General features: G+C 68.4%; 20 protein-coding genes. 9 read left to right on the forward strand and 11 right to left on the reverse strand.

Annotated features, from left to right (window positions below; all coding sequences use genetic code 11):
• The first annotated feature begins 878 nt into the window (after positions 1–878).
• Positions 879–2,495 (forward strand): gamma-glutamyltransferase, encoded by a 1,617-nt coding sequence (locus tag DWF00_RS16350; RefSeq protein ID WP_114832220.1) that lies wholly within the window; start codon positions 879–881, stop codon positions 2,493–2,495.
• Positions 2,496–2,660: 165 nt separating this feature from the next.
• Here DWF00_RS16350 and DWF00_RS16355 read toward each other — a convergent pair whose 3' ends face one another.
• From DWF00_RS16355 to DWF00_RS16395, 9 genes are all read right to left on the reverse strand, one after another.
• Positions 2,661–4,247, reverse strand: a complete 1,587-nt coding sequence (locus DWF00_RS16355) for an ABC transporter substrate-binding protein (protein ID WP_114832221.1) — start codon at positions 4,245–4,247, stop codon at positions 2,661–2,663.
• 40 nt (positions 4,248–4,287) lie between these two features.
• Positions 4,288–5,781: an amidase gene (locus tag DWF00_RS16360; RefSeq protein WP_114832222.1), complete on the reverse strand. Its 1,494-nt coding sequence runs from the start codon at positions 5,779–5,781 to the stop codon at positions 4,288–4,290.
• 9 nt (positions 5,782–5,790) lie between these two features.
• Complete coding sequence (locus DWF00_RS16365; RefSeq protein ID WP_114832223.1) at positions 5,791–6,951, reverse strand: M20 aminoacylase family protein; 1,161 nt, start codon at positions 6,949–6,951, stop codon at positions 5,791–5,793.
• A gap of 403 nt (positions 6,952–7,354) precedes the next feature.
• Positions 7,355–8,128, reverse strand: a complete 774-nt coding sequence (locus DWF00_RS16370; protein WP_114832224.1) for a ferredoxin--NADP reductase — start codon at positions 8,126–8,128, stop codon at positions 7,355–7,357.
• A gap of 373 nt (positions 8,129–8,501) precedes the next feature.
• Positions 8,502–9,281: an SDR family NAD(P)-dependent oxidoreductase gene (locus DWF00_RS16375; protein WP_114832225.1), complete on the reverse strand. Its 780-nt coding sequence runs from the start codon at positions 9,279–9,281 to the stop codon at positions 8,502–8,504.
• A 3-nt stretch (positions 9,282–9,284) separates the two neighbouring features.
• Positions 9,285–10,073: an alpha/beta fold hydrolase gene (locus DWF00_RS16380; RefSeq protein ID WP_114832226.1), complete on the reverse strand. Its 789-nt coding sequence runs from the start codon at positions 10,071–10,073 to the stop codon at positions 9,285–9,287.
• A 4-nt stretch (positions 10,074–10,077) separates the two neighbouring features.
• Positions 10,078–11,670, reverse strand: coding sequence for an ABC transporter substrate-binding protein (locus DWF00_RS16385; RefSeq protein ID WP_114832227.1), 1,593 nt, complete (start codon positions 11,668–11,670; stop codon positions 10,078–10,080).
• Between the two features lie 123 nt (positions 11,671–11,793).
• Positions 11,794–12,678: a MurR/RpiR family transcriptional regulator gene (locus DWF00_RS16390; RefSeq protein ID WP_114832228.1), complete on the reverse strand. Its 885-nt coding sequence runs from the start codon at positions 12,676–12,678 to the stop codon at positions 11,794–11,796.
• Positions 12,679–12,765: 87 nt separating this feature from the next.
• Entirely contained in the window at positions 12,766–13,896 is a 1,131-nt protein-coding gene (locus tag DWF00_RS16395; RefSeq protein ID WP_114832229.1) for an ROK family transcriptional regulator, read from the reverse strand.
• Positions 13,897–14,059: 163 nt separating this feature from the next.
• Here DWF00_RS16395 and DWF00_RS16400 point away from each other — a divergent pair, with 163 nt between their 5' ends.
• Positions 14,060–17,725, forward strand: a complete 3,666-nt coding sequence (locus DWF00_RS16400; protein ID WP_114832230.1) for a glycerophosphodiester phosphodiesterase family protein — start codon at positions 14,060–14,062, stop codon at positions 17,723–17,725.
• 92 nt (positions 17,726–17,817) lie between these two features.
• Here the strand turns inward: DWF00_RS16400 and DWF00_RS16405 are convergent, their stop codons facing one another.
• On the reverse strand, positions 17,818–18,693 hold the full coding sequence (locus DWF00_RS16405) for a beta-keto acid cleavage family enzyme (RefSeq protein ID WP_114832231.1): 876 nt from the start codon (positions 18,691–18,693) through the stop codon (positions 17,818–17,820).
• 17 nt (positions 18,694–18,710) lie between these two features.
• Entirely contained in the window at positions 18,711–20,042 is a 1,332-nt protein-coding gene (locus tag DWF00_RS16410; protein WP_114832232.1) for an aspartate aminotransferase family protein, read from the reverse strand.
• A gap of 137 nt (positions 20,043–20,179) precedes the next feature.
• Here DWF00_RS16410 and DWF00_RS16415 point away from each other — a divergent pair, with 137 nt between their 5' ends.
• The 7 genes from DWF00_RS16415 to DWF00_RS16445 all read left to right on the forward strand — a co-directional run bounded on the left by DWF00_RS16415 (position 20,180) and on the right by DWF00_RS16445 (position 26,524).
• Positions 20,180–21,088: a dihydrodipicolinate synthase family protein gene (locus tag DWF00_RS16415; protein ID WP_114832233.1), complete on the forward strand. Its 909-nt coding sequence runs from the start codon at positions 20,180–20,182 to the stop codon at positions 21,086–21,088.
• Between the two features lie 21 nt (positions 21,089–21,109).
• Positions 21,110–21,394 carry a (2Fe-2S)-binding protein gene (locus DWF00_RS16420; protein ID WP_114832234.1) on the forward strand — a complete coding sequence of 95 codons (285 nt, stop codon included), beginning with the start codon at positions 21,110–21,112 and terminating at the stop codon, positions 21,392–21,394.
• The gene (locus DWF00_RS16425) at positions 21,391–22,815 is read left to right on the forward strand and encodes an FAD-dependent oxidoreductase (RefSeq protein ID WP_114832235.1); all 1,425 of its coding nucleotides are present in this window, start codon (positions 21,391–21,393) and stop codon (positions 22,813–22,815) included. The genes DWF00_RS16420 and DWF00_RS16425 overlap by 4 nt, the downstream gene beginning before the upstream one ends.
• Positions 22,812–23,942 carry an NAD(P)/FAD-dependent oxidoreductase gene (locus DWF00_RS16430; RefSeq protein ID WP_114832236.1) on the forward strand — a complete coding sequence of 377 codons (1,131 nt, stop codon included), beginning with the start codon at positions 22,812–22,814 and terminating at the stop codon, positions 23,940–23,942. Before DWF00_RS16425 ends, DWF00_RS16430 begins: the two co-directional genes overlap by 4 nt.
• A gap of 165 nt (positions 23,943–24,107) precedes the next feature.
• A complete protein-coding gene (locus DWF00_RS16435; protein WP_114832237.1) occupies positions 24,108–24,764 on the forward strand; it encodes an amino acid ABC transporter permease in 657 nt (218 codons plus the stop codon).
• A 46-nt stretch (positions 24,765–24,810) separates the two neighbouring features.
• Positions 24,811–25,572 (forward strand): amino acid ABC transporter ATP-binding protein, encoded by a 762-nt coding sequence (locus tag DWF00_RS16440; RefSeq protein WP_114832298.1) that lies wholly within the window; start codon positions 24,811–24,813, stop codon positions 25,570–25,572.
• A 37-nt stretch (positions 25,573–25,609) separates the two neighbouring features.
• The gene (locus tag DWF00_RS16445) at positions 25,610–26,524 is read left to right on the forward strand and encodes a dihydrodipicolinate synthase family protein (RefSeq protein WP_114832238.1); all 915 of its coding nucleotides are present in this window, start codon (positions 25,610–25,612) and stop codon (positions 26,522–26,524) included.
• Positions 26,525–26,540 lie beyond the last annotated feature (16 nt).

Raw genomic sequence — 26,540 nt, forward strand, 5'->3', positions numbered from 1 at the left:
ACGCTCGACGACCACAACGCCCTCACCCTCAGCAACACCGCGCTCGCATCCCTCACGGCAGACGACTTCCGCTTCGCCGCTTGAGGCGAGACGGACACATACCCAACGACAAAGGAAGGGCGCCCAAAGGGCGCCCTTCCGACCACGACTACCGCCGGGCCAAGCGGCAGCTTGGCGCCTCCGCGCACGCCAAGCGCGGCGCTGTGGAGGATGCCGTGCAGATCGCCCTCTCGCGTGCGGTTGAGGTCTGGGAGAGGCGTCGCGGCTCCGGCGAGGCAACTCCCATCCGCGCGAAGAAAGCGCGGCCTGCTGACGATGGTGGAACACAGGGCCGAAGCCGCCAGTGGTCGGTATAGATGGCAAGCCTTTAGTCTGTTGCCGACCACCAACCCGGCATGCACGATGCCTGCTCCCGAGGAGAAGCCGCAAGCCTACGGGGGACTTGGCCCGGTGGCTCGGAACACCGGGCCTTTTCTTTGTCAGGATACTGCGAGCGCCCAGGCCAGCCCGCATGGTCCTGAACCGGCCCAAACGAAGACGGGCCGTGCCGATGACGGCACAGCCCGACTTTCGATGCGAATTGCCGCCCCGATGTTCGCCCTGACCACGAGGCGGCAGTTGCTTGACCTGTTGCGCCGCTCTACGGCGGCGGCGCCCAGTTGTCGCAAGCGATTCACGTCGATGCAACCAAAAAGAGCAGCGAGGTGAGTTGCTCGCTATTTAGGCAGTTGTCTCCGATCTCTCCGGCCATGCCGGAGCAAGGCGACCGCGACCGGACGCATGGCCCACCTTCTGCGCAGTCATGCGGCGAGGCTTGGAGCGGGGCGCGAACCGGCTGATAGTCGCGCTGTCAGCCTGCCCCGTCGGAGATCCGGACCATGACCACCGCTGCACCGAGCGCCGAGCCATCGGCCTATCGCACGCAAAACTGGGCGCTGAGCAAGCCCTCGGCGCGCGGACGCAATGGCATCGTCGTCAGCCAGCAGCGCGAGGCGGCCGAGGCCGGCGCGGCGATCCTGGAGGCGGGAGGCAATGCCGCCGATGCCGCCGTCGCCGCGGCCTTCGCGCTCGCCGCGGTCGAGCCCTGGAATAGCGGGCTCGGCGGCATCGGCTTCGGCGTCGTGCTCAAGGCCAGCGAGAGCCGGGCGCAGGTGGTCGATTTCGGGCCGGTCGCGCCGCATCGCGCCGATCCGGCCGCTTATCCGCTGACCGGCGTGATGAAGAACGACCTCTTCACCTGGCCGGAGGTGGTCGACGACCGCAACATCCATGGCCCGCTCTCATTCTGTATCCCCTCCGCGGTCGCGGGCTATGCCAAGCTGAAGGAGGCCTTCGGCACGTCGATGCCGATCTCCGAGCTGCTGCAGCCGGCGATCGCGCTCGCCAGGCGCGGCATCGTCCAGGACTGGTACACGACGCTGAAGATCTCCTCCTCGGCCTCGGTGCTGCGGCTCTATGAGGAGAGTGCCCGCATCTATCTGCCGAACGGCTTGCCGCCGGTGCCGCCCTATCAGGGCAAGCCGGGCTTCTTCCGCCTTGGCAACCTCGCCTCGACGCTGGAGCATCTGGCCCGCGCCGGGCTCGACGATTTCTACCGGGGCGAATTCGCCGCGCGCCTTGCCGCCGACATCGCCGCTGCCGGCGGCGTGGTCGATGCGCGGGACCTGGCCGATTGCCGCGCGACGCTGCGCGAGGCGCCGGTGCTCGACTGGCGCGGCAGCCATCTCATCCACACCGCCGGCGGCCTCACCGCCGCGCCGACGCTGGAGGCGGTGATGGACGGCATGGCCGCGCATGTCCCGCCGCGCGGTGGCGCCGACGCGCAATGGTTCGCGACGCTCTCGCGCGTGATGAAGCAGGCCTATGCCGAGCGGCTGGAGGGTTTGGGCGCCTCCAAGCCGATGGCGCTGGAGCCGGCCGAGACCTGCACCACCCATCTCACCGTCGTCGATGGCGAGGGCAACCTCGTCTCGCTGACGACGACGCTGCTCTCCTCGATGGGCAGCCGCGTCGTGCTGCCGGAGACCGGCGTGCTGATGAATAACGGCATGATGTGGTTCGACCCGCGCCCGGGCAGCGCCAATGCGATCGCGCCCGGCGCCCGCCCGCTCTGCAACATGTGCCCGGTCGTGGTGACGCCGAAGGACGGCAGCTGGCCGCGCGCGGCGGCGGGCGCCTCCGGCGGGCGGCGCATCCTGGCTTCGGTCTACCAGATGCTGGCCTGGACGCTGGATTGCGGCATGGATGTCGGGACGGCGGCGCATCAGCCGCGCATCGACGTCTCCGGCCCGGATGCGACGACGGCCGATTGCCGGCTGCCGGCCGAGACGATAGCGGCGCTGGAGGCGGAGGGGCCGGTCAGCGTGGTCGAGCACAGCGTGATGCCGATCAACTTCGCCTGCCCCAACATCATCACCGTCGGCAAGGACGGGGCGGAAGGCTGCAGCGATGCAGCCTCCCCGAGTTCGGCGGCGGTGGCTGCCGGTACGGCCTGATACCAACCCACCTCCGTCATGCTCGGGCTTGTCCCGAGCATCCACGCCTTCACGCGGGACGGACGGGGCAAACTTTCGCCGGAGACGCCTGCCAGTGGCGTCGCAAGACGTGGATGGTCGGCACAAGGCCGACCATGACGGGGAGGATTTTGCCCGGTTGAGGCGTCAGACGCGCTTCAACCCCCAGGGATAGGGCGCCGAGCCCTTCAGCATGCCCGTGAGGTTCTTGCGGTAGGCCGTCTTGATCACGAACTGGCCGAGCGGAATGGTCGCGACCTCTTCCAGCGCGAGCCGGCCGATCGTCTCGGCTGCCTTCTTCTGCCCGGCTTCGTCGGGCGCGTAGAGCCATTCCTCGGCCAGGGCCTCGGCCTGGGGGCTCGTCCACCAGCCGAACCAGCCCGACGCGCCGGGGCCGCGCACCAGGTTGGACAAAGCCGGGCTGCCCCAGCCGATCGCCGCGCCGGTGGTGTGGAAGATGCTCCAGCCGCCCTTCTCGACCGGCTCGCGGCTGTTGCGGCGCTGGATCACCGTGCCCCAGTCGCTCGCCGCCATCTCGACGTTCATGCCGAGCTGCTTGAGCAGCTCGAAGGTCACGTCGCCGAGCGGGCCGATATCCGGAAAGTCGGTCGGGTTGATGATCACGACCTTCTCGCCATTATAGCCGGAGGCCTTGAGCGCGGCCCGGCCCTTGTCGAGGCTCTGCGGCATCAGGTCCTCGAGCTCGCCATTGTAGTAGGTCGTGCCGCGCCACCACAGGTTCCGGCAGGTCTGCCAGGTCGAGGTATCGTCGCCCTGGCTGGCGCGCATGTAGTCTTCCTGCTTGACCGCGAGGCGGACGGCGGCGCGGACCTTCGGGTTGTTGAAGGGCGGCTGCAGATGGTTGAGCCGCATGATCGAGCCGCGGCCAGCGGTGTCGATGACCTCGCGGGTGACGTCCGGGCTCTTGGCCAGCAGCGGCTGCAGGTCGGCGAGCGGGCGCTCCCACCAGTCGATCTCACCCTTGACCAGCGCGTTGGCGGCAGTCGCCGGATCGGGCAGAATCGGCCATTCAACGCGCTTGAAATAGGCGGCTTTGCCGCCGGCATTGCGGCTGGGCGTCTCGCTGCGCGGCTTGTAGCCGTCGAACTTCTCATACACGGCCTTGCTGCCGGAGACGTATTCGGCGGCGACGAATTTGTAGGGGCCGGAGCCGGTCATCTCCGTGACCTGCTTGTTGGCGTCGGTCTGCGCCAGCCGCTCGGGCATGATGAAGGGCGGGTTGTCGCCCTTGGCGAGGCAATCGAGCATCATCGGGAAGGGGCGCGTCAGCTTGATCTCGATGGTGCGCTCGTCCGCCGCGTTCCAGGCCTCGACGACCTTGGCGAGCAACTGGCCGTAGGGGTCGCGCTGGCACCAGCGCTTCATGCTCGCGATGCAGTCGGCTGGTTTGACCGGGGCGCCATCGTGGAACACCAGTCCCTCGCGCAGCTTGATGCGCCAGGTCTTGCCATCGGCGGAGATTTCGTGGCCCTCGGCCATCTGCGGCTGCGGCTTCAGGTCGAGATCGCCGCCATAGAGCGTGTCGAAAATGTAGTAGCCGTGGTTGTTGGTCACGGTCGCCGTGGTCCAGATCGGGTCGAGTGCCGTGAGATTGGCCTGCGGCGCCATCTTCAGCACGTCCGGGCTGGTGCTTTGCGCCAGCGTCTGCGTTGAGAGCGAGGGACCGACCGCGGCGAGCGCCGTGGCACCCTTCAGGAATGTACGACGCTTCATGTTTGCCCTCCTCGATCGCGGCTGCTGCCGCTGCTTATGACTAGTCGAAACCGATGAACCCCGGCGCCTGACGCAAGGGCCGTGCCTGCGCCAGCGCGGCGATGTCGGGCACCGGACGCGCCGTCAGCGGATCACCGGCAAGCGCGTTCTCCAATGCAGCCGCGACCGCGAGCACCTTGGCGTCGCCGCCACGCGGGCCGACGATCTGCAGGCCGAAGGGCATGCCGAGACGGTCCAAGCCCACCGGCAGCGAGATGGCCGGATGGCCGACGATGGTGACGGCATAGGCGCAGGCGAGCCAGTGAAAATAAGTCCGCGTCGGCTTGCCGTCGATCTCGGCCGGGTAGAGCTCGGTCCAGGGCCGCGGGCTGAGCGTCATCGTGGGCGAGATGATGACGTCGTAGCGCTCGAAGAAGCTCTGCCAGTTCTTGTAGACGACGGTCTGCTGCTTCAGCGCCTTGACGACGTCGAGCGCGCCGTAGCGCAGCCCTTCCTCGACATTGGCGCGGACGTTAGGGCCGACCATCTCGGGCGTGTCGCGGACGCGATCATGCATGTTGGCGAGGAAGGAGAGCGCGCGCAGCACCTCGAAGCTCTCGTCGGTGCCGCGGCAATCCGGCGTCGCCTCCTCCGCGACCGCGAAGAGGTTGCTGAAGCGGCCCGTCTTCTCGGCGAAGACCTCGCGGATGTGCTTCTCGGTCGGCGCGAAGCCGAAATCCGGCGTCAGCGCCACCTTGAGCGAGGCGAGGTCGATCGCGCCCGGGCGGGCGAAGTCCTCGGGCTTGCGAATCTGCGCGCCATGCACCGTCGTCGCCAGCGGGTCGATGGCGGCGTCGGAGACCATGCTCGAGAGCAGCAGGCAGAGGTCGGGGACGTTACGCGCCATCGGGCCGAGCACGCTGAGCGGGTTCCAGCCGAAGGGCCGTTTGTCGCTCGGCACCAGGCCGGGCGACGGGCGGAAGCCGACGATGCCGTTGAAGGCGGCGGGGTTGCGCAAGGAGCCGCCGGTGTCGGAGCCGGTCGCGACCGGCACCATGCTGGTCGCGAGCGCGACGCCTGAGCCGCCCGACGAGCCGGCCGCGCTCTTCAGCGGATCGAAGGGGTTGCCGGTCGCGCCGTAGACGGCGTTGCGGGTGTTGGCGCCGGCGCCCCATTCCGGCGTGTTGGTCTTGCCGACGATGACCGCGCCTGCCTTGCGCACGCTGGCGACGATGAGCTGGTCCTTCTCCGGCACATGCTGGGCGAAGAGCGGGCTGCCATAGGTGGTGCGCAGGCCGGCGACGTCCTCGAGATCCTTGATCGCGATCGGCAGGCCGTGCAGCGCGCCGAGCGCTTCGCCACGCATCGTGGCCTCGTCTGCCGCCGCGGCGGTGGCGCGGGCGCGCTCGTCGTCGCGCGCGACCATCGCGTTGACGGCGTGGTCGACCTTGTCGATGCGGCTGAGGCAGCTCTCCAGCAATTCGCGGGAGGAGAGCTTCTTGGTGCCGATCAGGGTCCGCGCCGCGACGGCGCCGAGTTCGCAGGGTTCGGTCATATCGCTCACTCAGGCCGCCAGCCGCGTCTCGACGAGGCGGGCGAGCAGGCTGGCGCCAACCGGCAGGATGCCGTCGTCGAGGATGAAGGCCGGGTTGTGCACCGGCACGGTGCCGGCATGGCCGACCCAGGCATAGGCGCCGGGCACGACGCGCAGCATGTCGGCGAAATCCTCACTGCCCATCACCGGGCGCGGCGTGGTCAGGACGTTTTCGGCACCGACGATCTCGGCCGCGACGGCGGCGGCCGCCTCGGCCTGCGGGCCATGGTTGACCAGCACGTCGAAGATGCCGCGGATGTCGACATGGACCTGCACGCCGAAGGTCTGGCCGATGCCGGCGGCGATCTCGCGCATGCGCTCGCGGATCAGCTTGGCGATCTCGGGCGAGAAGGTGCGGATCGTGCCGGCGAGCGCCGCCTCCTCCGGAATGACGTTATAGGCCGAGCCGGCATGGATCTGCGTGATCGAGACCACTGCGGCCTCGCGCGGGTCGGCATTGCGGCTGACGATGGTCTGCAGCGCGGCGGCCAGCGTGATCGCGGCGATGACGGGGTCGCGCCCGACATGCGGCATGGCGCCGTGGCTGCCCTTGCCGGTGATCTTGATGTCGAAGAAGTCGGCGCCGGCCATGGCAGGGCCGGGAAAGACCGAGATCTGGCCGGCTTCGAGCTGGGGCGCGTTGTGCAGCCCATAGATCTCGTCGCAGGGGAAGCGCTCGAACAGCTTGTCGGCGAGCATGGCGCGGGCCCCGCCCAGACCCTCCTCCGCCGGCTGGAAGACGAAGACGGCCGTGCCGGTGAAGTCGCGGTTCTCGGCGAGGTAGCGCGCGGCGCCGAGCAGCATGGTGGTGTGGCCGTCATGGCCGCAGCCGTGGAAGCGGCCGGGCCTGGTCGAGCGATAGGGCAGGTTGGTCGTCTCCTCCATCGGCAGCGCGTCCATGTCGGCGCGCAGGCCGATGCGGCGGCCGGGGCCGCCCGTGCCATGCAGGATACCGACGACGCCGGTCTTGCCGATGCCGCGATGCACCTCGACGCCCCAGGAGGCCAGCTTCTCCGCGACGATGCCCGACGTCCTCACCTCCTCGAAGCCGATCTCGGGATGGGCGTGGATATCGTGGCGGATGGCGACGAGATCGGCTTTGAAGGCTTCGATCTGGGGAAGGGCAGGCATGGGGAACTCCAAGTCAGAACGTCAAGCAAAACGGAGCCGTCGCGTGCGACTCCGCTAGCCGTCGCCCTGGGCGAATGCGGCCATATCCGCTTCGCTCGGCGCGATGGCGTCGGTCTCGTATGGGAAGCTGCGGAAGGAGATGCGTGGCGACATCGATAGGCTCCGCCAGGACCGGGACAGGCAGGAGCAGGTAACCATGCCCTGCGTCACCCTCCAAGGGAGAAATCGCGCCGACCTGCCCACGCGATAAGCATGGGCAGGCGGTGCCGCATATCTGCGCAGCGGGGCGAAACTCCGCCGCCCGCGTCATTGCGAGCGCAGCGAAGCAACCCAGGGGGACTGGATGAGGCAGACCCCCTGGGTTGCTTCGTCGCTTCGCTCCTCGCAATGACGGTGAGGCGCCTCAGCGCTCGACGAAGGCCTTCTCGATGACGAAATGGCCGGGATGGGCATTGCTGCCCTCGCGGAACGCGTGGGCCTTCAGCCATGTCGTCATGTCCGAGAGCATGGCCGGGCTGCCGCACAGCATGAAGCGGTCGCGGCTCAAATCGATCTCGGGCAGGCCGATATCGTCGGGCAATTGCCCGGTCTCGAAGGCGTGGGTGATGCGGCCGCGATTGCGGAACTCCTCGCGCGTCACCAGCGGGTAATAGATCAGCTGGTTGCTGACCAGCTCGCCGATGAACTCGTCCTGTGGCAGTTCCTCGGTGATCAGGCGCTGATAGGCGAGCTCCGCCTCGAAGCGGCAGCCATGGACGAGCACGACCTTGTCGAAGCGCTGATAGGTCTCCGGGTCCTTGATCACGCTCAGGAACGGCGCCAGGCCGGTGCCGGTGCCGAGCAGGTAGAGCGTCTCGCCCGGCTCCAGGTTGTCATGGACCAGCGTGCCCGTCGGCTTGCGCCCGACCAGGATCTGGTCGCCGGACTTCAGGTGCTGCAGCCGCGAGGTCAGCGGGCCCTGGGCGACCTTGATGCTGAAGAACTCGAGCCGCTCCTCGTAGTTCGAGCTCGCCATGCTGTAGGCGCGCAACAGCGGCCGGCCCTCGACCTCGAGCCCGATCATGGTGAACTGGCCGTTCTGGAAGCGGAAACCGGGATCGCGCGTCGTCTTGAAGCTGAACAGCTTGTCCGTCCAGTGGTGCACGTCCAGCACGGTCTCGGTATTCAGGTTGCTCATCGGGGCATTCCAATTGAACTCGACTGCGACCGCCAGCGAGCGTCTCTAATAGCTGCTCGCAGGTGATGCCGCACTGCACAAAGGCGGCCTGCGACGATGTGGGGCGAGCCGAGCCCGGGTCAAGAGTTTCGTTTTTTGAATCGAACATGGCCGGGAGAATAATCATCTCCGATCAGTCGGTGTTCGGGCGAAACGCGCGTGTTCGCGCTGGAGATTGGCCCAGGCTGGAGATTCTCATGCTTTCGGCCCGAGGTGCTCGACGCGCCTCCGCGAAATATCCTTCAAAAAGGACAAGGACGGCTTCAGCCGGATCTGGCTGGGCCGTCCTCGGGGAGCATGGTGGTTCCGGCGGGTCGAGCGCCCCCGCCGTGCCTTACGGCATCAGGAGCCCGCCATTGATCTCGATCACCTGGCCGGTGACGTAGCCGCTCATCGCGTCCGAGCAGAGCCACTGGAAGGCGCCGACGCATTCGTCGGCAGCGCCGATCCGGCCGAGCGGGATCTGCTTCGCGAGCGCGGCCAGCATCTCGGGCGGGCTGGTGCGGTCCTGCATCGGGGTCGAGAGCACGCCCGGCGAGACGCAGTTGACGCGGATGCGGTCGGCCGCGACCTCCTTGGCCAGCGCCCGCGAGAAGGTGGCGATGAAGGCCTTGCTGCCGGCATAGAGCGAGGAGCCGCCGCCGCCGCCGGTGCGCGCCGCGATCGAGCTCAGGTTGATGATGCCGCCGCCACCGCCCTGCTTGCGGAACTGCGCGACCGCGGCGCGGCAGGCGGCGAAGGTCGAGCGGAAGTTCAGCGCGATGTGCTGCTCGAACAGGTCATCGCTGGTATCGGCGACCGGCCGGCGCTCGATCAGGTCGCCGGCATTGTTGATCAGCACGTCGATGCGGCCGAAATGCTGGACGGTCTCGGCGATCAGCCGCTCCACCACGCCTTTCTCGGAGACGTCGCCTTGCAGCAGGATGGCTTCACTGCCCGCGGCGATGATCGCGTCGCGGACCGTCTCGCCCTCGGCCTTGCCGGAGCGGTAGTGCACCGCGACCTTCATGCCGGCAGCGGCCAGGCCCTTCGCCGCCTCGGCGCCGATGCCGCGGCTGGAGCCGGTGACAAGAACGACCTTGCCTTGCAGATCCTGCCCCAATCCTGTCGCCATCGTTCAAGCTTCCTGCGATATGCTGGCGAGCCCGGCCAGGATGACCTCGGCCACCTCGTCCGGCGCCTCCACGGGGAGCGCGTGACTGACATTCTCGATCTCAATGAGACGGGCGCGGCTGCCGATCTCGGCCTTGAGCGAACGGCCGTTCTCGGGCGGTGCGCTGACATCGGCGAGGCCCTGGACGATCAGGACCTCGGCGCTGCCGGCGGTCCACCAGTCGGCGATGTCGGTCGCGGCAGCGGCGGCGAGATAGGCCTTCATCACCGGCTGTGACCAGCCGGACATCCAGACCGAGATATCGCGCCCCTGTCCGTACCAGGCGGCCTGCACCGCCTTGGCGCGGATGTCGTCGGGCGTATCGACGGCCTGAGCGAGGCGGATCGCCTCGGCGATCTCCGGCGAGGGCTGGACCTTGCCGCTGCAGCCGAGCAGCACGACGAGCCGCACCAGCGCGGGATGATCGGCCGCGACGGTGCGGGCGACGCGGTTGCCGAAGCCATGGCCGATGAGGACGATGCTCTCCGCATCGAGGCCCTCGATCACGGCGGCGACGTCGCCGGCAAGATCATGCAGCGTCAGCCCGTCGAGCGGGCCGGTGCTGCCGCCGCTGCCCCTGGGATCAGGCAGGGCGACGCCATAGCCGGCCTCGACCAGCCGCTCGGCGAGAGGGTCGAGATCCTCCGCAGGTCGTCCAAGGCCCGGCAGCAGGCAAAGCAGCGGGCCGTCTCCGGCCAAGCGGACGCGAAGCGCGACATCGCCGCGCGTGAAGGTGCGGGTGCTGTACTGCATCAGATCAGGTCTTCTCGATGTTCCAGTAGACGAGCGTATTGGCCTTCACCACGCCGGTGACGTTCTTGCGCCAGAGGAAGGGCTGCTTGAACTGGCCGAGCGGGATGTAGGGCAGGAACTCCCAGAGTCGCGCATGCATCTTCTCGATCAGCGCCTTCTGCTTCACCGGGTCGGACTCGCGGATGTACTCGATCCGCATGTCCTCCTCGACCTGGTCGCAGGGCCAGCCGACGAAGTTCTTGCCGTCGCAGGTGGTGATGGTCGAGGGGCTGGTCAGCGGGCTGGCGAGCTGGGCGCCGTTGGCGCTGGTGTGGAAGATGTTCCAGCCGCCCTTGTCCGGCGGGTCCTTCTTGGCGCGGCGCGCCGCGGCGGTGCCCCAGTCGGTGAGCTGGAGGTCGACGTTGAAGCCGACCTTCTTCAGGATATCGACCGTGACCATGCTCATCGCCTGATAGGCCGGGATGTCGGAGCCGCCGATCAGCACGACCGGCCGGCCGTCATAGCTGGATTCCTTCAGGAGCTGGCGGGCCTTGTCGAGATCGGGCTTGCGGAAGGCGTCGGAGCCGTTCTCGGTGCCGTTCGGGCTGCCGCAGACCCAGTAGCCGTAGCATTCGCGCCAATATTTCTGGTCGCCATAGGCGGCCGCCATGTAGTCGGCCTGGTTGACCGCATGGGCCACCGCCTGGCGCGCCTTCAGGTCGTTGAAGGGCGGGAAGAGATGGTTGAAGCGCAGCACCGCATAGGTCTCGATCGGCCAGACCTCGCCGATGACGATGTTGCTGTTGTTGGCGACGGTCGGCAGCAGGTCGAGCGAGGGGCCATCGAGGAAATCGACCTCGCCATTCTGGAGCGCGCCGAAGGCGATCGCCGCATCGGGCATGATGTTGAGCTCGACCCGGTCGAGCTTGACGAGTTTGCCGCCGGCGAAGCCCGAAGCGGGCTCCTTGCGCGGGATATAGGCGGCGAACTTGTCGTAGACGATCTTCGAGCCGGCCCGGTACTCGGCCGTGTTGAACTTGAAGGGGCCGGAGCCGACGATCTCCTTGATCGGCGTGAACGGGTCGGTCAGCGCCTCCTTCTCGCGCATGATGCTGCCGGCGATGCCGTTCGAGCCGCCGAGCAGGAACTCGACATAGTTGAACGGCGCCTTGAGCTTGAGCGTGAAGGTGCGCGCGTCGACCGGCTCCATCCCGACCAGGAGGCTGGCGAAGATCTGGTTCTGCGTGTCGCGGATGAACATCCGCTTCAGCGTGGCGATGACGTCGCGCGTGGTCACCGGCGAGCCGTCATGGAAGGTCAGGCCGGGCCGCAAGGTGAAGGTGTAGGTCAGCCTGTCGTCGGACTTGGTCCAGGTCTCGACCATTTGCGGCTGCGGCACCATGTCGGCGTCCCAGCTGAACAGCGTGTCGTAGACCATCGCCGCGTGCACCGAGGTGACGTTGGCCTGCGACTGGTGCGGGTCGAAGACCAGCGGCTCGGCCTGCGGCACGACCCGCAGCACCTTGGCCACGCTCTGAGCCTGCGCGGGCAGCGCCGGCAGCCCGCAGGCTGCGGCAAAAGACAGGGCGGTCTGAGTGAATTGCCGGCGAGATATCATCGCGTCCTCCCACGAACTCGAATATCGGGCAGGGACGACGATACGCCGGTTATGTAATTTAACAACGTTATCTTGTGAGCATCAGCCAGAATTTTTGCTCAAAAAAGAAACTGAACTACATTTCTAGTCGCCGATCGGCTGCTGGCCGGTGTTCCCATGCATATGGCGGAGCGTGTCGCGCGCCTTGCGCAGCTTGGCGCCGACGCGCTCGGCGCGCTTGGCCGCGACCAGCGTCGCGATGCAGTCGAGCATGTAGAGCTGGCCGTAGCGGCTGCGGTTGGGGATCTCGAAGCGCCGGTCGTCATCGGGGATGTCGAGGCCGATCGGGACGGAGCTCGCCTCCGCAAGCGGGCTCGCCGGGCGGGTGACGGCGATCACCGTCGCGCCATTGGCGCGGGCGAGCCGCGCGCTCTCGAGCAGCGAGGCCGGCCGGCCGGTCACGGAGAAGATGAGGAGCACGTCCTTCGGGCCGCACAGGCTGGCCGCGACCGGCTGGCGATAGGGGTCGATGATGGTCGAGGCGGCGACGTCGAAGCGGTAGAGCCGGTTCTCGGCCTCGGCCGCGACATTGGCGGAGCTGCCGCCGACGCCCATGCAGAAGACCCGCTGCGCCTTGTGGATCGCCTCGGCGGCGCGATCGAGCGCGACGGGATCGCGCTGGGCGAAGCTGTAGGCCAGCGCCTGCGCCGTCGCCTCGTAGACCTGATTGGCGATGGCCGCGGAATCAGCCGCGATATCGGAGGGCTCCGACATCACGAACATCCGCCCGGTCGCGAAATCGCGGGACAGGCGCAGCTTGAAGTCCTTGAAGCCGGAATCGCCCATCCGGCGCGCGAAGCGGACGATGGTGGGCTCGCTGACCCCGGCCTTCTCCGAGAGATCGCGCGTGGTCATGCCGATGGCGGCGTCGATATCGGCCAGGATCGCCTCGGCGACGCGCCGCTCGGCCTTGTTGAGGTCAGGCAGGACCTGCCGCATGCGGTCGATCAGGCTGGCATTCGCGTGCATCAGGGCAAGGCTTTCCGAAAGCTGCGGTCCAAAGCGGGCAGGAGCGGAGCCCCATACTAGCATCCTTGCGGGGTGCGGGCGCGCCGCTCAGTCGAAGTCGACCGCGCCGGGGAAGAAGCGCGTGAAGAACAGCGCGCAGGCGGCGCCGATGGCGCCGGCCGAGGGGCCGAGCCTGGAGGCGCGCACCGGCGCGACCGGCAATCCGCGCGAGGGGCCGGCCAGTGCGGCGGTGTCGATGCGGGCGACGAGCCGCTCGTTGAGGAAGGAGGGCAGCCGGCCGCCGATGACGATGACCTCCGGGTCGAAGAAGCCGGTGGCGATGCGCGCGGCGTCCTCCAGCTGCCTGGCGGCGCGGTCGGCCCAGCGCGCGATGATCGGCTCGGCCTCGGGCGGCGGCGCGTCGAGATCGGCGATGTCGTTCATCTTCATCCCGGCCTCGGCCAGCATCTCCAGCAGGTCCTGGCCCGTCGGGCGCGGCTGGCCATAGGGAAAGAGCACGCCGGAGACGCAGGCATTGCCATAGGCGCCGCGGAACGGCCGGCCGTCGATGATGACGCCGGCGCGGAAGCCGTGGCCGAGATGGTACTTGAAGAAGACGCGGTGCTTGTGGCCCTCGCCGTAGAAATACTCGCCCAGCACGGCGCAGGCGCCGTCATTCTCGATGACGACGTCCCAGCCGAGCGCGTCGCGGAAGATCTTGGTCAGGCCGGGATCGTCGAACTCCGTGAACAGGCTGTGCGCCCGGATGTTGCCGCTCGCATGCGCGAAGTTTCCGGGCACGGAGACGCCGACGCCGACCAGCGCGTCGCGCTCGACATGCGCCTCGCTCAGCATCGAATCCAAGAGCAGCTTCGCCGCCTCGGCCGCCCGCTCCGGCACGGGACGGTCGAGCGCGCCGCGGCGCACCGCGACGACCGTGCCGGCAAGGTCGATCAGCGCCACGTCGATCGTGGTCAGGGCGAAGTTGATGCCGGCTGCGAAGAATTTTCGCGGCGCGATGCTGAGCGGGCGCCGCGGCTGGCCGAGCAGCCCCTGCCGGTCGACCGCCTCCTGCACGATGCCCGCCTCCATCAACCGTCCGGCGATTCGCGTGAGACTCGCCGCGGTGACGTTCAGCCGCTCGGCCAACTCCTTGCGCGACAGGCCGCGCTCGCAAAACAACAGCTCGATCACCCTGCGGTCGTTGAGGGTGAGCGCCGGCACGTTCCCAGTCGACATTCCAGCCCGTTCCACGGTTGCCCGACTAACTTTACTAAAGTGATTAAATTGTCATGTGCCTGACCTAAGGGTCTCCCCGCAGCACATCACGTGACGGCGTCCACGTCGGTTCCGGAGTTCCCGGAACCGCCGACGGCAGAGCCGTGCCTATCTGGAGAGACCCATGTCAAACGATATCAGCACCGCGGCGGGCGCGACCCCGGCCAAGCCGAGCGGCGCCTTCAATTTCGCCTTCGTGTCCTTCGATCAGACGCAGATCGACGCCGGCAACATCAAGGCCAACCAGATCGCCGGCTCCAACTCGGACGGCAACATCAAGATCACCCTCGAAGGCCATACCGAGTTCTTCGCGCTCGACCACGACCGCATCGACAACTCGAACCGCGGCGACTACCACGTGCGGGCCGGCGGCGCGACGAACGACTTCGTCAGGGGCGTGTTCATCGCCTCGGTCGCCCGGAACGGCGTCGACTGGGGTTTTGGCGACGGCACCGAATATGGCGCGGCGGCCATCGGCATCCGCGGCGACAATTCGCTCTTCGTCTCGGTCAACAACTCGCGCGGCGCCGAGTACAACACCGACGTCTCGGTCGCCAATTTCGACTTCGAGCGCTACCTCGGCGCCTGGGTCCGCGACAACGGCAACAGGGTCACGACCGCCGGCCAGGGCACCAGCCGAATTCACACCGAACGGAATGCCGACGCGTCCTTCACGGTGCGCATCGACGGCGTCAACAGCCTCACGGATGGCGTCCTGCTGATCACCGGCGCCGAGAACCGGGCTCAGTATGGCGCCGCGCGGCCTCTCGCCGATGGCAGCGGCTGGATCATCGACGTGCACGACAACAATGTCGATGGCTACGCCAATACCGGCTATGAGTTCGGCTTCACCTACCTGCCCAAGGGCGACGTCAACACGACCTTCGGCCGGATCATGAGCGATGGCTCCTCCGAGGTCGCCAACGGCGACTACACGATCAACAAGATCGGCACCGGCGAATACGAGCTCTACGTCAACGGCAGGACGCCGGCCGACGGCGCCTTGATCGTCACCGCCGAAGGGCTCGACGGCGCCAATATCGACAACGTCGTCTCCTACCAGCCGATGGCGAACGGCAAGGGCTGGATCGTCCAGACGCGCGATTTTCCGAGCACCAACCTCGAAGACGCCGGGAACTCCACCGTCCCCGACGATTTCGGGCACATGAACGGCCCGGTCGATCCCAACTTCGCCGGCGTCCCGGTGGAGACGATCATCGCCTCCTACCAGGACGCCCAGGACGGCAACACGCTCATCGCCGCCCACCGCGCCGGCTACTGGGAGAATGGCGTCCGCATCCTGCCCGAGAACTCGATCCCCTCGATCGAGCGCGCGATAGCGCTTGGCGCGGATATCGTCGAGATCGACCTGATGAAGACCAAGGACGGTCACTACGTCGTCATGCATGACGGCAATATCGACCGCACCACGACCGGCCGCGGCAATGTCTCCGACCTGACGCTCGAGCAGATCCGGGCCGAGCATCTGGTCATCGAGGGCAACCGCACCGTCACCGATGAGCGCGTCCCCACGCTCGAGGAAGCGCTTGCGGCGATCGACGGCAAGGTCATGGTCAACCTGGACAAGGTCGCCGTGTCGCAATTCGCTGAGGTCTCCGCGATTGCGGCGGCGGCCGGCGTCGCCGACCAGTGCATCTTCAAGGCGGCCATCAGCACCGATGCGGAACTCGCCACGGTCAAGGCTGCCCTCGCACAATCCGCCCCCGGCATTCACTTCATGCCGATCATGTATCCCGGCGTCTCGGCCGAGTTCGTCGCGAAGGTGTTCGCGGAGCTGGGTCCCGACGCCGTCGAGATCAACGTCTATCCGAACTCCTTCGGCTGGACCTCCGATCCCGGCCCGTTCTTCACCCCGGCCATGAAGGCCGTCTTCGATCAATATGATGTCCGCTACTTCATCAACACGCTGTTCGATGGCCAGGGCAACGACGACGGCTCGATGAGCGGCGGCAGGGGCGACTTCGTGGCGCTCGGACGTCCCGATCTCGTCTATGGCTATTGGGCCGACCAGGGCGTCTCGATCATCCAGACCGACGAACTGCGCATCGCCGCCAACTACCTGAACGCCCATGGCTATCGCCAGTCTCTCGTCGATGACGGCGGCAGCGCCACGCCGGGCGACGACCTTCTGACGGGCACGGCCGGGGACGACGCGCTGGGCGGCCTTGCAGGCGACGACGTGCTGAGCGGCCTGGCCGGCAACGACACGCTCGATGGCGGGGCGGATGACGACACGCTGCTCGGCGGCGAGGGCAACGACGCGCTCGCGGGCGGCAGCGGCGACGACGACCTCGACGGCGGCGCGGGCAACGACGCGCTGATCGGCGGCGCCGGCGACGACGTGCTCAAGGGCGGCGACGGCGTCGACACCGCGGACTACAGCGCTGACACCGCCGGCGTCGTGGTGAACCTCGCCACCGGCAGCGCCATCGGCGAGGCCTCGGGCCAGGACGAGCTCTCCGGCATCGAGACCGTGCTCGGCGGCGCCGGCAACGACGCGCTGACCGGCGACGCCGCCGCCAACACGCTCAACGGCGGCGCCGGCAACGACGCGCTCGACGGCGGCGCGGGCGACGACACCCTGATCGGCGGCGAGGGCTCGGACACGCTGGTGCTCCAGGCTGCGACCGGCGCGATCCTGCTCGACCTCACCGCGGGCAAGGCGAGCGCGGCCGGGCTCGGCACGGACAGCTTCACCGGCATCGAGGCCTTCCGGCTGGGCGCGGGCGACGACGTCGTGACGCTGGTCGCCGCCTCGGCCCCGGTCGGGCCGATCGACGGCGGCGCCGGCCATGACCGGCTGGTGCTGACCGGCACCGGCACGCTCGGCGCCCTGACCGGCGTCGAGCAGCTCGACCTCGCCGGCAACTGGACCGTCACCGGCCATGGCGCCAACCTCGCCTTCCAGGACGGCGCGCAGACCCTGGCGATCGAGGCCGGCTTCACCGGCACGCTCTCGGAGTTCGGTCAGGACGACCGCATCCAGCTGCTCGGCTTCACCGGGGCGCAGGCGACGCTCGGGGCGGGCAATTTGCTCACCGTGACCGGCGGCGCGGGCGCCACGCTGACGCTTCACCTCGACCCTGCCGACGACTATGCCGGCATGGCCTTCACCGTCAGCGCGGACGGCCTAGGCGGTTCCTACCTGAGCTACGGCCCGGCCAATGCCGGCGACGACGTCTTCAGCGGCGGCAATGGCAGCGACGCCTATGACGGCGGCGCCGGCAACGACGCGATCACCGGCGGGGCCGGCGACGACACGCTTCTCGGCAACCTCGGCAACGACAGCGTCGATGGCGGCTCGGGCGCCGACAGCGTCTCCGGCGGCACTGGTGACGACGTGCTCAAGGGCGGCTCGGGCATCGACGTGGTCGATGGCGGCGACGGCAACGACACGATCGACGCCGGCTCCGATGCCGACACGGTCAATGGCGGCGCGGGCGACGACGTGGTCAAGGGCGGCTCGGGCGACGATCGCCTCACCGGCGGCGCAGGCGACGACGCGCTCTCGGGCGGCTCGGGCCATGACAGCTTCGTCTTCGCGGCCGGCTTCGGCCATGACGCGATCGGCGACTTCACGCTGACCGGCTCGGGCTCGGACACCATCCAGTTCGACGCGGACGTCTTCGCCGGTTTCGCCGCCGTGCAGGACGCTGCCGAGCAGGTCGGCCACGACGTCGTCATCACGCTCGACGACCACAACGCCCTCACCCTCAGCAACACCGCGCTCGCATCCCTCACGGCAGACGACTTCCGCTTCGCCGCTTGAGGCGAGACGGACACATACCCAACGACAAAGGAAGGGCGCCCAAAGGGCGCCCTTCTGATTTCAACCCATCATGCGGCTATGGCGCGGGCGGCTCAGGCCAGCCCGAGGATGGCGCGCGCCTCCTGCGGCGTGGCGATCGAACCGCCGAGGTTCTCGACGAGGCTGACGCCCTTCTCGACGAGCTCGGCATTGTCCCGCGCCAGCACGCCCTTGCTGATATAGACGTTGTCCTCGAGCCCGACCCGGACATGGCCGCCGAGCAGCCAGGCCTGGGCCAGCATCGGGAACTCGTGCCGGCCGATGCCGAAGGCGGCCCAGATGCTGTCCTTGGGCAGCTGCGACTGGAAGTAGAACAGCGTCTCGGGATTGGCGACGGCGGAATAGCGCACGCCGAGCACGATCTGGAACAGCGCGGGCACCTTGATGATGCCGCGCTCGATGAAGCTCTTGCAGAGGTGCAAGTCGCCGCTGTCGAAGATCTCGATCTCCGGCAAGGTGCCAGCGGCATAGATACGCCGCGCCATGATTTCGAGGTTGCGCGGCGTGTTGATCACCACGGCGCTGCCCGAGAACATCGTGTTGAAGTCGAGCGTGCAGATCTCCGGCTTGAGGTCCTCGACATGGGCGACGCGCCGCTCCGGCGTCGTCAGCGTCGTGCCCGGCGCGGCGACCGAGGGCTCGTCCTCGGAGGGCATGAAGCGACCACCTTCCCCGGTCGAGAGGTTGATGATGATGTCGGAGCCCGAGTCCCGGATGCGCCCCACGATCTCGCGGAAGGCCTCGCGGTCCATGCTGCCCTTGCCAGTCGTCACGTCGCGGGCATGGAGATGCGCGACGGCCGCGCCGGCGTTGCCGGCCTCGATCGCGGCGCGCGCGATCTCCTCCGGCGTGACCGGCAGGCCGGGATGCTGCTCGCGCGTCGTCAGGTTGCCGGTGACGGCGCAGGTCAGGATGGTCTTGCGGCCCATGATGGTGGCTCCGGTAGTCAGGCTGGAAGAAGGTCGCTCAGCACGCGGCCGGTGATCTCGACCATCTCGGCGATCTCGTCGGAGGTGACGATATAGGGCGGCGCGAACAGCAGATGGTCGCCGTCGCTGCCATCCGCGGTGCCGCTGGAGGGATAGGCGATCAGCCCGGCCTCCTGCAGTTTCACCTTGAGCGTCTCGGCCAGGCGCAGCGCGCGCGGCAGCGGCTCCTTGGTCTCGCGGTTCTGGACGAACTCCAGAGCCAGGAACAGGCCGCGCCCGCGAATGTCGCCGATATGCGGGTGCTGGCCGAACCTGGCCTCCAGCGCCTCGCGCAACTCGTCGCCGCGCGCGTTGACCGCGTCGAGCAGATCGTCCTCCTCGATCGTCCTGATCACCGCGACGGCGGCGGCGCAGGCGACCGGGTGGCTCATATAGGTGTGGCCGTTGGCGAGCAGGCCGGTGCCGGCGCTGAGCACGTCGACCAGGGATTGCGCCACCAGGACCGCCGCCATCGGCTGATAACCGGCGCCCAGCCCCTTTGCGGTGGTGATGATATCCGGGCAGATCTCCTCGAACGCGCTGGCGAAGAAGCTGCCGGTGCGCCCCATCCCGCACATCACCTCGTCGGCGATGAGGAGGACGCCGTACCGGTCGCAGATCTCGCGGATGCGCTTGAAATAGCCGGGAACGGCGGTGACGCAGCCGAGCGTCGCGCCGACGACCGGCTCGGCGACGAAGGCCGCGACGCGCTCGGGGCCGATGCGCAGGATCTCCGCTTCCAGTTCGTCGGCAACGCGCCTGCCATAGGCTTCCGCCGTCTCGCCCTCGTCCTGGAAGCGGTAGGCGTGGCAGGGCGCGATATGCGAGACCGGCATCAGCATCGGCGCATAAAGCGCGCGGCGCTGCATGTGGCCGCCGACGGAGAGAGCGCCGAGCGTGTTGCCGTGATAGCTCATGCGGCGCGCGATGAAGCGTGTGCGCTCCGGCTCGCCGCGCTCGACCATCGCCTGCCGCGCCAGCTTCAGCGCCACCTCCATCGCCTCCGAGCCGCTGCCGACGAAGGCGACCCGGCCGGCGCCGAAGCCCTCGGGCGCGCGCTCGATCAGCAGGCTCGCCAGTTCCTCCGCCGGCTCGTTGGTGAAGAACGAGGTATGGGCGAAGGGCATCTTGCCGACCTGCTCGCGCACCGCGGCGATGACACGCGGGCTGGAATGGCCGAGACAGGACACGGCCGCGCCGCCGGACGCGTCGAGATAGCGCTTGCCCGCCCGATCGAACAGGTAGGCGCCCTCCCCGCGCACGGCCACTGGCAGCGCCCCGGTCAGGCTTCGATGCAGAATCGCGCTCATGGGCATGCTTTCGAGAGGGAGGCGTCGGCGACTATCGTGGTTGATATACAAAACATTTGAACGTATATCAAACGTGATGACAATGCCGGCAGCCGTCAACTAGGCTGAACGGGCCGGGCGGCAGGAGCGACTGGGCCATGACACGACTGACCGCCGCGAGCTTCGGAGGCTATGTCCCAGCCATCGTGACGCCCTTCTCCGAGAGCGGCGAGATCATGGAGGACGCGTTCAGCGACCTCGTCGAATGGCTGATCGGGAACGGCGCCTCCGCCATCGCGGTCGCCGGCGACAATGGCGAGAGCTGGGCACTCGATATCGGCGAGCGCCAGCGCCTGACCGAGATCGCGGTCAAGCGCTCGGCCGGCCGCGTGCCGGTGGTGACCGGGATCAGCGCGCCGGGCGCGGTCCAGACGGTGCGCTATGCGAAGGCGGTGATCGATGCCGGCGCGAGCGGCGTGCTCGCCATGCCGCAGACCTATGTGCTGAAGGCCAGCCGCGAGGAGCTGCTGCGCCGCTTCGACACCCTGGCCAAGGCGGTCGACATCCCGATCGTGCTCTATAACTCGCCGCGCCGGACCGGGATCGACATGACGATCGACGACGTCGCGGCGCTGCTCGACGTGGCGCCGATCATCGCCATCAAGGAATCGAACCGCGACTTCTTCCACCACACCCATCTGCTGGAGCGCCTGCGCGACCGGATCTCGGTGATGGTCGGGCCCTGCCACTACATCTTCCCGGGCGTCGCGCTCGGCGCGAAGGGCTTCATCGCGACCGGGCCGGAGCTGCTCGGCAAGGATGCCGGTCGACTGGTCGAGATCGCGCGGCAGGCGCCGGGGCCGGAGATGGCGGCGCTGCACTACAAGCTCACGCTCGTCTACCAGACGCTGATGGCGGTGGGCACCTGGCCCTCGGCCTTCAAGGCGGCGCTGAACCTGATCGGCCAGCCGGCCGGCGTGCCGCGCGATCCGGTGATGCCGCTGGCCGGAGCCGAGCTCGCGCGCCTCAAAAAGGTGCTCGACGAGCTCGGCCTGCTATCCGCCTGATCGTCATCGCGGCAAAGCGCCATGCCCAAGGGATTGAGAATCGACGAGACCCTGGCGAGCCGCCGCTCGTTCCACTTCTCCTTCGAGGGGCGCGAGATCCCCGCCTATGAGGGCGAGAGCGTCGCGACCGCCCTGCTCGCCGCCGGCATCACCAAACTGCGCTGCAGCCCCGGCGATGGCGGCCCGCGCGGCCTGTTCTGCGCCATGGGCGTCTGCCAGGAATGCGTCGTCTCGGTCGCGGGGCAGGCTGTCGAGGCCTGCCGCCTGCTGGCAGCTCCCGGCCTCGACGTGAAGGTGCAGCCATGAGCGCGCCTGATGCCTTCGACCTCGCCGTGATCGGCGGCGGCCCGGCCGGCGCCTCCGCCGCAATCGAGGCGGGCAGAGCGGGGCTGCGCGTCGTCCTGCTGGACGAGGGCCGCAGCGCCGGCGGGCAGGTCTATCGCGCGCCGGTCTCGGGCACCGGCGCATCGTCGGGGCAGCCCGATGGAGCCGTTGGCGACCGGCTGCGCGCCGATCTCGCGGCAAGTACGGTGGATTGCCGCTTCGACCATCGCATCTGGCTGGTCGAGCGCGGCTTTCGCGTGCATGGGCTGGGGCCGGACGGCCCGGCCACGGTCGAGGCGCCGCGCCTCGTCATCGCCGTCGGCGCGCAGGAGCGGCACCGCCCCGTCCCGGGTTGGACGCTTCCGGGCGTGATCGGGCTTGCCGGCGCGACCAACCTGATCAAGTCGCAAAAAATCCTGCCGGGGCGGCGCGTCGTCGTCGCCGGATCGGGGCCGCTGCTGCTGCTCGTCGCCGCGTCGATCCTGAAGGCCGGCGGCGAGCTGGCCGCGGTTATCGACGCCAACGGCCGGATGGACTGGCTGCGGCATGCTCCGCAGTTGATGGCGCGACCCGACCTCGTCGGGCGCGGCGCCAAATGGCTGGCCGCGATCCTGCGCGCCGGCGTGCCGCTGCTGTCGCGCCATGCGTTGCGCCGGATCGTCGGGGACGACCATGTCGAGGGCGTCGTCGCCGGGCCGGTCACGGGGGATTGGGACCCTTCGGCCAGCGGCGAGTTCCAGATTGCTTGCGATGCGGTCTGCTTCGGCTATGGGCTCGCGCCCGCCACGGAGACGACGCGGCTTCTGGGCGTGAAGCACGAATACGTACCGGATATGGGCGGCTGGCGCGCCGTGACATTGCCGGACGGGTCGACCTCGGTCGCAGGCCTCTATGTCTGCGGCGACGGCGCCGGCGTGCTCGGCGCCGCCGCGGCCGCGCTTCAGGGGCGCGTCACCGGCCTCGCCGCCGCGCGCGATTCGGGCCACGCCAATGCCGCCGATGCGGTCGAACGCCTTCTGCCCCAGGCGGCACGGGCCGGCCGCTTCGGCATGGCCATGACCGGCCTAGCGCTGCCGCGCGACGGGCTGCTCTCGGCAATGACCCCGGAGACGATCATCTGCCGCTGCGAAGGCCTGCGCCGGGCGGATATCGACAGCGCCATCGCCGCCGGCTCGCAGACGCTGAACGGCCTGAAATCGGCGACGCGCTGCGGGATGGGGCCCTGCGGCGGCCGGGTCTGCGAGGACACCGCCGCCGCGCTGATCGCCCAGCATACCGGCCTGTCGCGCGAGGCGATCGGCCAGAGCACGAGCCGGCCGCCGCTGCGCCCCGTCCCGCTCGGTCAATTGGCCGGCGCGTTCAACTACCTGGACCTGCCGATGCCGGAGCCCGCCCCGCAATGAGCGGCCACGACGACAGCACGAGCTACGACCTCGCCGTCATCGGCGGCGGCATCATGGGCAGCGCCGCCGCGATCCAGGCGGCGGAAGGCGGCATGCAAACGGTGCTGATCGAGAAATCCGAGCTCGGCTCGGGCGCCTCGGGCGTCAATGCCGGGACGCTCTCGCTGCAGATCAAGCGCGTCAGGCTGATGCCCTATGCGATCCGCGGGCACGCACTTTGGGAGCATGCCGGCGACAGGGTCGGCTTCCGCCGGACGGGCGGGCTGACGCTCGCCTTCACCGAGCCGGAGGCCGAGCGCCTGACCACGACCATGGCGATGAAGAAGGAAGCCGGCGCGCCGATCGTGATGAAGAGCCCGGCCGAGGTCGCCGCCCTCGAGCCCGGCCTCAACAAGCAGGTCGTGCTGGCGAGCTATTGCGCCGAAGACGGCTATGCCAATTCCAGCCTGACCGGCGTCTATTACCGCGGCCTGCTGGCCGGTGCTGGCGTCAGGGTGCATGAGCGCCTAGCCGTCGACGGGATCGCGCGCTCGAACGGCGCCTTCATCCTGATCACCGCCGCCGGGCCGATCCGCGCCAAGCGCATCCTGATCGCCTGCGGCGGCTGGATGAAGGATGTCGCGGCCATGCTCGGCGTCGACCTGCCGATCCGCGTGCGCATCAACACGGTCGCGGTGACCGAGCGCTGCCCGCCGGTGGTCGGTTCGGTGATCGGGCATGCGACCGGGCTGCTGACCCTGAAGCAGAAGACCAACGGCACCATCCTGATCGGCGGCGGCTGGCAGGGCCGCGGCACGCCGAAGGACGGCCGCGGCGAGGTCGTGGCCGAGAGCCTGCTGACCAATCTGCGGCTGGCGCAATTCGCCGTGCCGGCGCTGGGTTCGAGCCGGATCGCGCGGGTCTGGACCGGGTTCGAGCCGAACGTGCCGGATTTCTACCCGCTGGCCGGGGCCCTGCCCGGCGTGCCCGATGCCTTCATCCTCGGCTGCGTCAGGGGCGGCTATACGATTGGCCCCTATATCGGCCGGCTGATGGGCGACCTGATCCTCGGCCGCGAGCCCGAGATGCCCCTGTTCGATCCCGCGCGTTTTGCCCCGGCCAAGGCACAGGCCGCCGCAACGCATTGAATTTCATCAATTCCGCCCGCTTTTGCCGCGACAATGGCGATTGACAGGTCGAGGCAGCATAGGCTTAGTTGTTTTTATGCGAATTGATGTTTTGTATATAAAACTATAGCATTGCGCGAAGCCAGACTGTGTCGACCGAAAAGCGCCGATCCAGCGGAGAGGTTCATGGGATACGAGTTCGATTGGAGCGGCGTGCTCAATCTCAAGCTGTGGGGATCGGCGCTGTCGATCACGCTCAGCTACGCCGCCGCGACGATCATCGGCGGCATGCTCATCGGCGTGGTGCTCGGCGTGCTGATGCTGTCGCCGCGGCTCTGGGTGCGGGCGCCTGCGAGCGGCTATGTCCAGCTCTTCCGCTGCACGCCGCTGATGGTCCAGATCGTCTGGTTCTACTACGCGCTGCCGATCATCGCCGGCTTCTCGATCTCGGCCTGGATCGCCGGCGGGCTCGGGCTGACGCTCTACATGGGCGCCTTCTGCGCCGAGATCTTCCGGGCCGGGGTGATCTCGATCGACAAGGGCCAGTGGAACGCCGCGCGCGCGCTCGGCATGAGCTACCTCAAGATGATGCGCCACATCATCCTGCCGCAGGCGGCGCGGCGGATGGTGCCACCCTTCGTCAACCAGTCGGTGCTGCAGCTCAAGAACACCTCGCTGCTCTACGTCGTGGCCGTGCCCGACCTGATGTACAAGAGCTACGAGATCGCCGCGAGCACCTACCGCCCGCTCGAGACCTACACGGTCGTGGCCTTCATCTATTTCCTCATCCTCTACCCGCTCACCAAGCTCGCCAAGCGCCTCGAAGCGCGCGTCGACCGCTGAGGAGGCTGCCGTGACAGAGACCGCGAACGGCGCCGCGCCCCGCCCGATGATCCGCCTCTCCGACATCCACAAGGCCTACGGCGCGCACAAGGCGCTGCGCGGCGTCTCGCTCGACGTCGCGGTCGGCGACGTGCGCGTGCTGATCGGCCCGAGCGGCTGCGGGAAATCGACCCTGCTGCGCTGCGTCAACCTGCTGGAGCAGCCGACCAGCGGCACTGTCGAGGTCGGCAGCGACCGCTTCGTCTTCACCGAGAACGGGCGCATGCCGCCGGCGCGCCAGCTCGAACGCTTCCGCACCCATCTCGGCATGGTCTTCCAGCAGTTCGACCTGTTCCCGCACATGACGGCCGTCCAGAACGTCATGTCGGGACCGCTGATCGTCAAGGCGATGCCGAAGGCTGAGGCGCGCGACATCGCCATGGCGCTGCTGGAGAAGGTCGGGCTCGCCGAGAAGGCGGACGTGCTGCCGCGCAACCTCTCCGGCGGCCAGGCCCAGCGCGTCGCGATCGCCCGCGCGCTGGCGATGGAGCCTGCCGTGATCCTGTTCGACGAGGCGACCTCGGCGCTCGATCCCGAGCTGGTCGACGAGGTGCTGAAGGTGATGCGCGGCCTCGCCGAGGAGGGCAAGACGATGATCATCGTCACGCATGAGATGGGCTTCGCCCGCGACGTCGCGAACCGCGTCTCCTTCATGGATGCCGGGCAGATCGTCGAGGAAGGCGCGGCGGCGGAGGTCTTCCTGCGCCCGCAGAACCCGCGCACCCGCTCCTTCCTGTCGCGCTTCCACATGCGCGACGGCGCAGCCTGATTTCTCCTAGGGGGCCTGCCCCGCAAGACGAGGTGAGATGATGAAGAAGCCTGATTTCCGCGGCGTGATCCCGGCCCTGACCACTCCTTTCCGCCACGACCAGTCGCTCGACGCCGACGCCTTCGGCGTTCTCGCCGAGACGGTGATCGCGGACGGCGTCAACGGCCTGCTGGTCAATGGCTGCACCGGCGAGAGCTGGGCGCTCTCCGACGACGAGCGCGGCATCGTCTTCCGCACCGCGGTCGAGGCGGCGAAGGGGCGCGTGCCGGTCGTCGCCGGCTGCAGCGCCATCTTCGCCAAGGAGGCGATCAAGAAGATCGAGCAGGCGGCCAAGGCCGGTTGCGACGTCGCGATGGTCTCGGCGCCCTGGTACATCATCCCCGGCGAGGAGGAGATCGCCGACCATTTCCGCCAGGTGATCCAGGCCAGCCCGCTGCCGATCCTGCTCTACAACATCCCGCGGCGCACCGGCGTCCATCTCAGCCTGAACCTGATCGACCGGCTCGCCGACGAGGACAAGGTCGTCGCCATCAAGGAAAGCTCCAAGGACTGGGGCACGCTCTCCTCGGTGATCCGGCTCGCGGGCGACCGCATCAGCGTCTTCGCCGGCTATGCCAGCTTCTTCGGCCTCGCCGCGATCAGCGAGGGCGCGGTCGGCTACATGGATTCCGGCACGCCGGTCTTCGGCGCGACCTCGCCGCAATTCTACAAGGCCGCGACGACCGGCGACCTCGCGACCGCACGGCGCATCCAGGCCGAGATGGCCAACATGCTCGCCTCGTTCTTCGGGCTCGGCACCTTCCCGGCCAGCGTGAAGGCCTCGCTCGACCTGATCGGCCGGCCGGGCGGTCGCACCCGCGACCCGATCCGCCCGCTGACCGAGGCGCAGCGCGAGCAGCTCCGCGCCGTCATGGAAAGCAGCGGCTTCCTCGAACGCGCCCGCGCCGCCTAAGCTGCAGCAGAACCTG

Origin of the sequence: Allobosea caraganae (assembly GCF_003351345.1) — a bacterium.
GTDB classification, from domain to species: Bacteria; Pseudomonadota; Alphaproteobacteria; order Rhizobiales; family Beijerinckiaceae; genus Allobosea; species Allobosea caraganae.

Coding starts and splice junctions, on each gene's coding strand:
- DWF00_RS16350 (WP_114832220.1), top strand. CDS start 879: ATGACCACCGCTGCACCGAGCGCCGAGCCATCGGCCTATCGCACGCAA.
- DWF00_RS16355 (WP_114832221.1), bottom strand. CDS start 4,247: ATGAAGCGTCGTACATTCCTGAAGGGTGCCACGGCGCTCGCCGCGGTC.
- DWF00_RS16360 (WP_114832222.1), bottom strand. CDS start 5,781: ATGACCGAACCCTGCGAACTCGGCGCCGTCGCGGCGCGGACCCTGATC.
- DWF00_RS16365 (WP_114832223.1), bottom strand. CDS start 6,951: ATGCCTGCCCTTCCCCAGATCGAAGCCTTCAAAGCCGATCTCGTCGCC.
- DWF00_RS16370 (WP_114832224.1), bottom strand. CDS start 8,128: ATGAGCAACCTGAATACCGAGACCGTGCTGGACGTGCACCACTGGACG.
- DWF00_RS16375 (WP_114832225.1), bottom strand. CDS start 9,281: ATGGCGACAGGATTGGGGCAGGATCTGCAAGGCAAGGTCGTTCTTGTC.
- DWF00_RS16380 (WP_114832226.1), bottom strand. CDS start 10,073: ATGCAGTACAGCACCCGCACCTTCACGCGCGGCGATGTCGCGCTTCGC.
- DWF00_RS16385 (WP_114832227.1), bottom strand. CDS start 11,670: ATGATATCTCGCCGGCAATTCACTCAGACCGCCCTGTCTTTTGCCGCA.
- DWF00_RS16390 (WP_114832228.1), bottom strand. CDS start 12,678: ATGCACGCGAATGCCAGCCTGATCGACCGCATGCGGCAGGTCCTGCCT.
- DWF00_RS16395 (WP_114832229.1), bottom strand. CDS start 13,896: ATGTCGACTGGGAACGTGCCGGCGCTCACCCTCAACGACCGCAGGGTG.
- DWF00_RS16400 (WP_114832230.1), top strand. CDS start 14,060: ATGTCAAACGATATCAGCACCGCGGCGGGCGCGACCCCGGCCAAGCCG.
- DWF00_RS16405 (WP_114832231.1), bottom strand. CDS start 18,693: ATGGGCCGCAAGACCATCCTGACCTGCGCCGTCACCGGCAACCTGACG.
- DWF00_RS16410 (WP_114832232.1), bottom strand. CDS start 20,042: ATGAGCGCGATTCTGCATCGAAGCCTGACCGGGGCGCTGCCAGTGGCC.
- DWF00_RS16415 (WP_114832233.1), top strand. CDS start 20,180: ATGACACGACTGACCGCCGCGAGCTTCGGAGGCTATGTCCCAGCCATC.
- DWF00_RS16420 (WP_114832234.1), top strand. CDS start 21,110: ATGCCCAAGGGATTGAGAATCGACGAGACCCTGGCGAGCCGCCGCTCG.
- DWF00_RS16425 (WP_114832235.1), top strand. CDS start 21,391: ATGAGCGCGCCTGATGCCTTCGACCTCGCCGTGATCGGCGGCGGCCCG.
- DWF00_RS16430 (WP_114832236.1), top strand. CDS start 22,812: ATGAGCGGCCACGACGACAGCACGAGCTACGACCTCGCCGTCATCGGC.
- DWF00_RS16435 (WP_114832237.1), top strand. CDS start 24,108: ATGGGATACGAGTTCGATTGGAGCGGCGTGCTCAATCTCAAGCTGTGG.
- DWF00_RS16440 (WP_114832298.1), top strand. CDS start 24,811: ATGATCCGCCTCTCCGACATCCACAAGGCCTACGGCGCGCACAAGGCG.
- DWF00_RS16445 (WP_114832238.1), top strand. CDS start 25,610: ATGATGAAGAAGCCTGATTTCCGCGGCGTGATCCCGGCCCTGACCACT.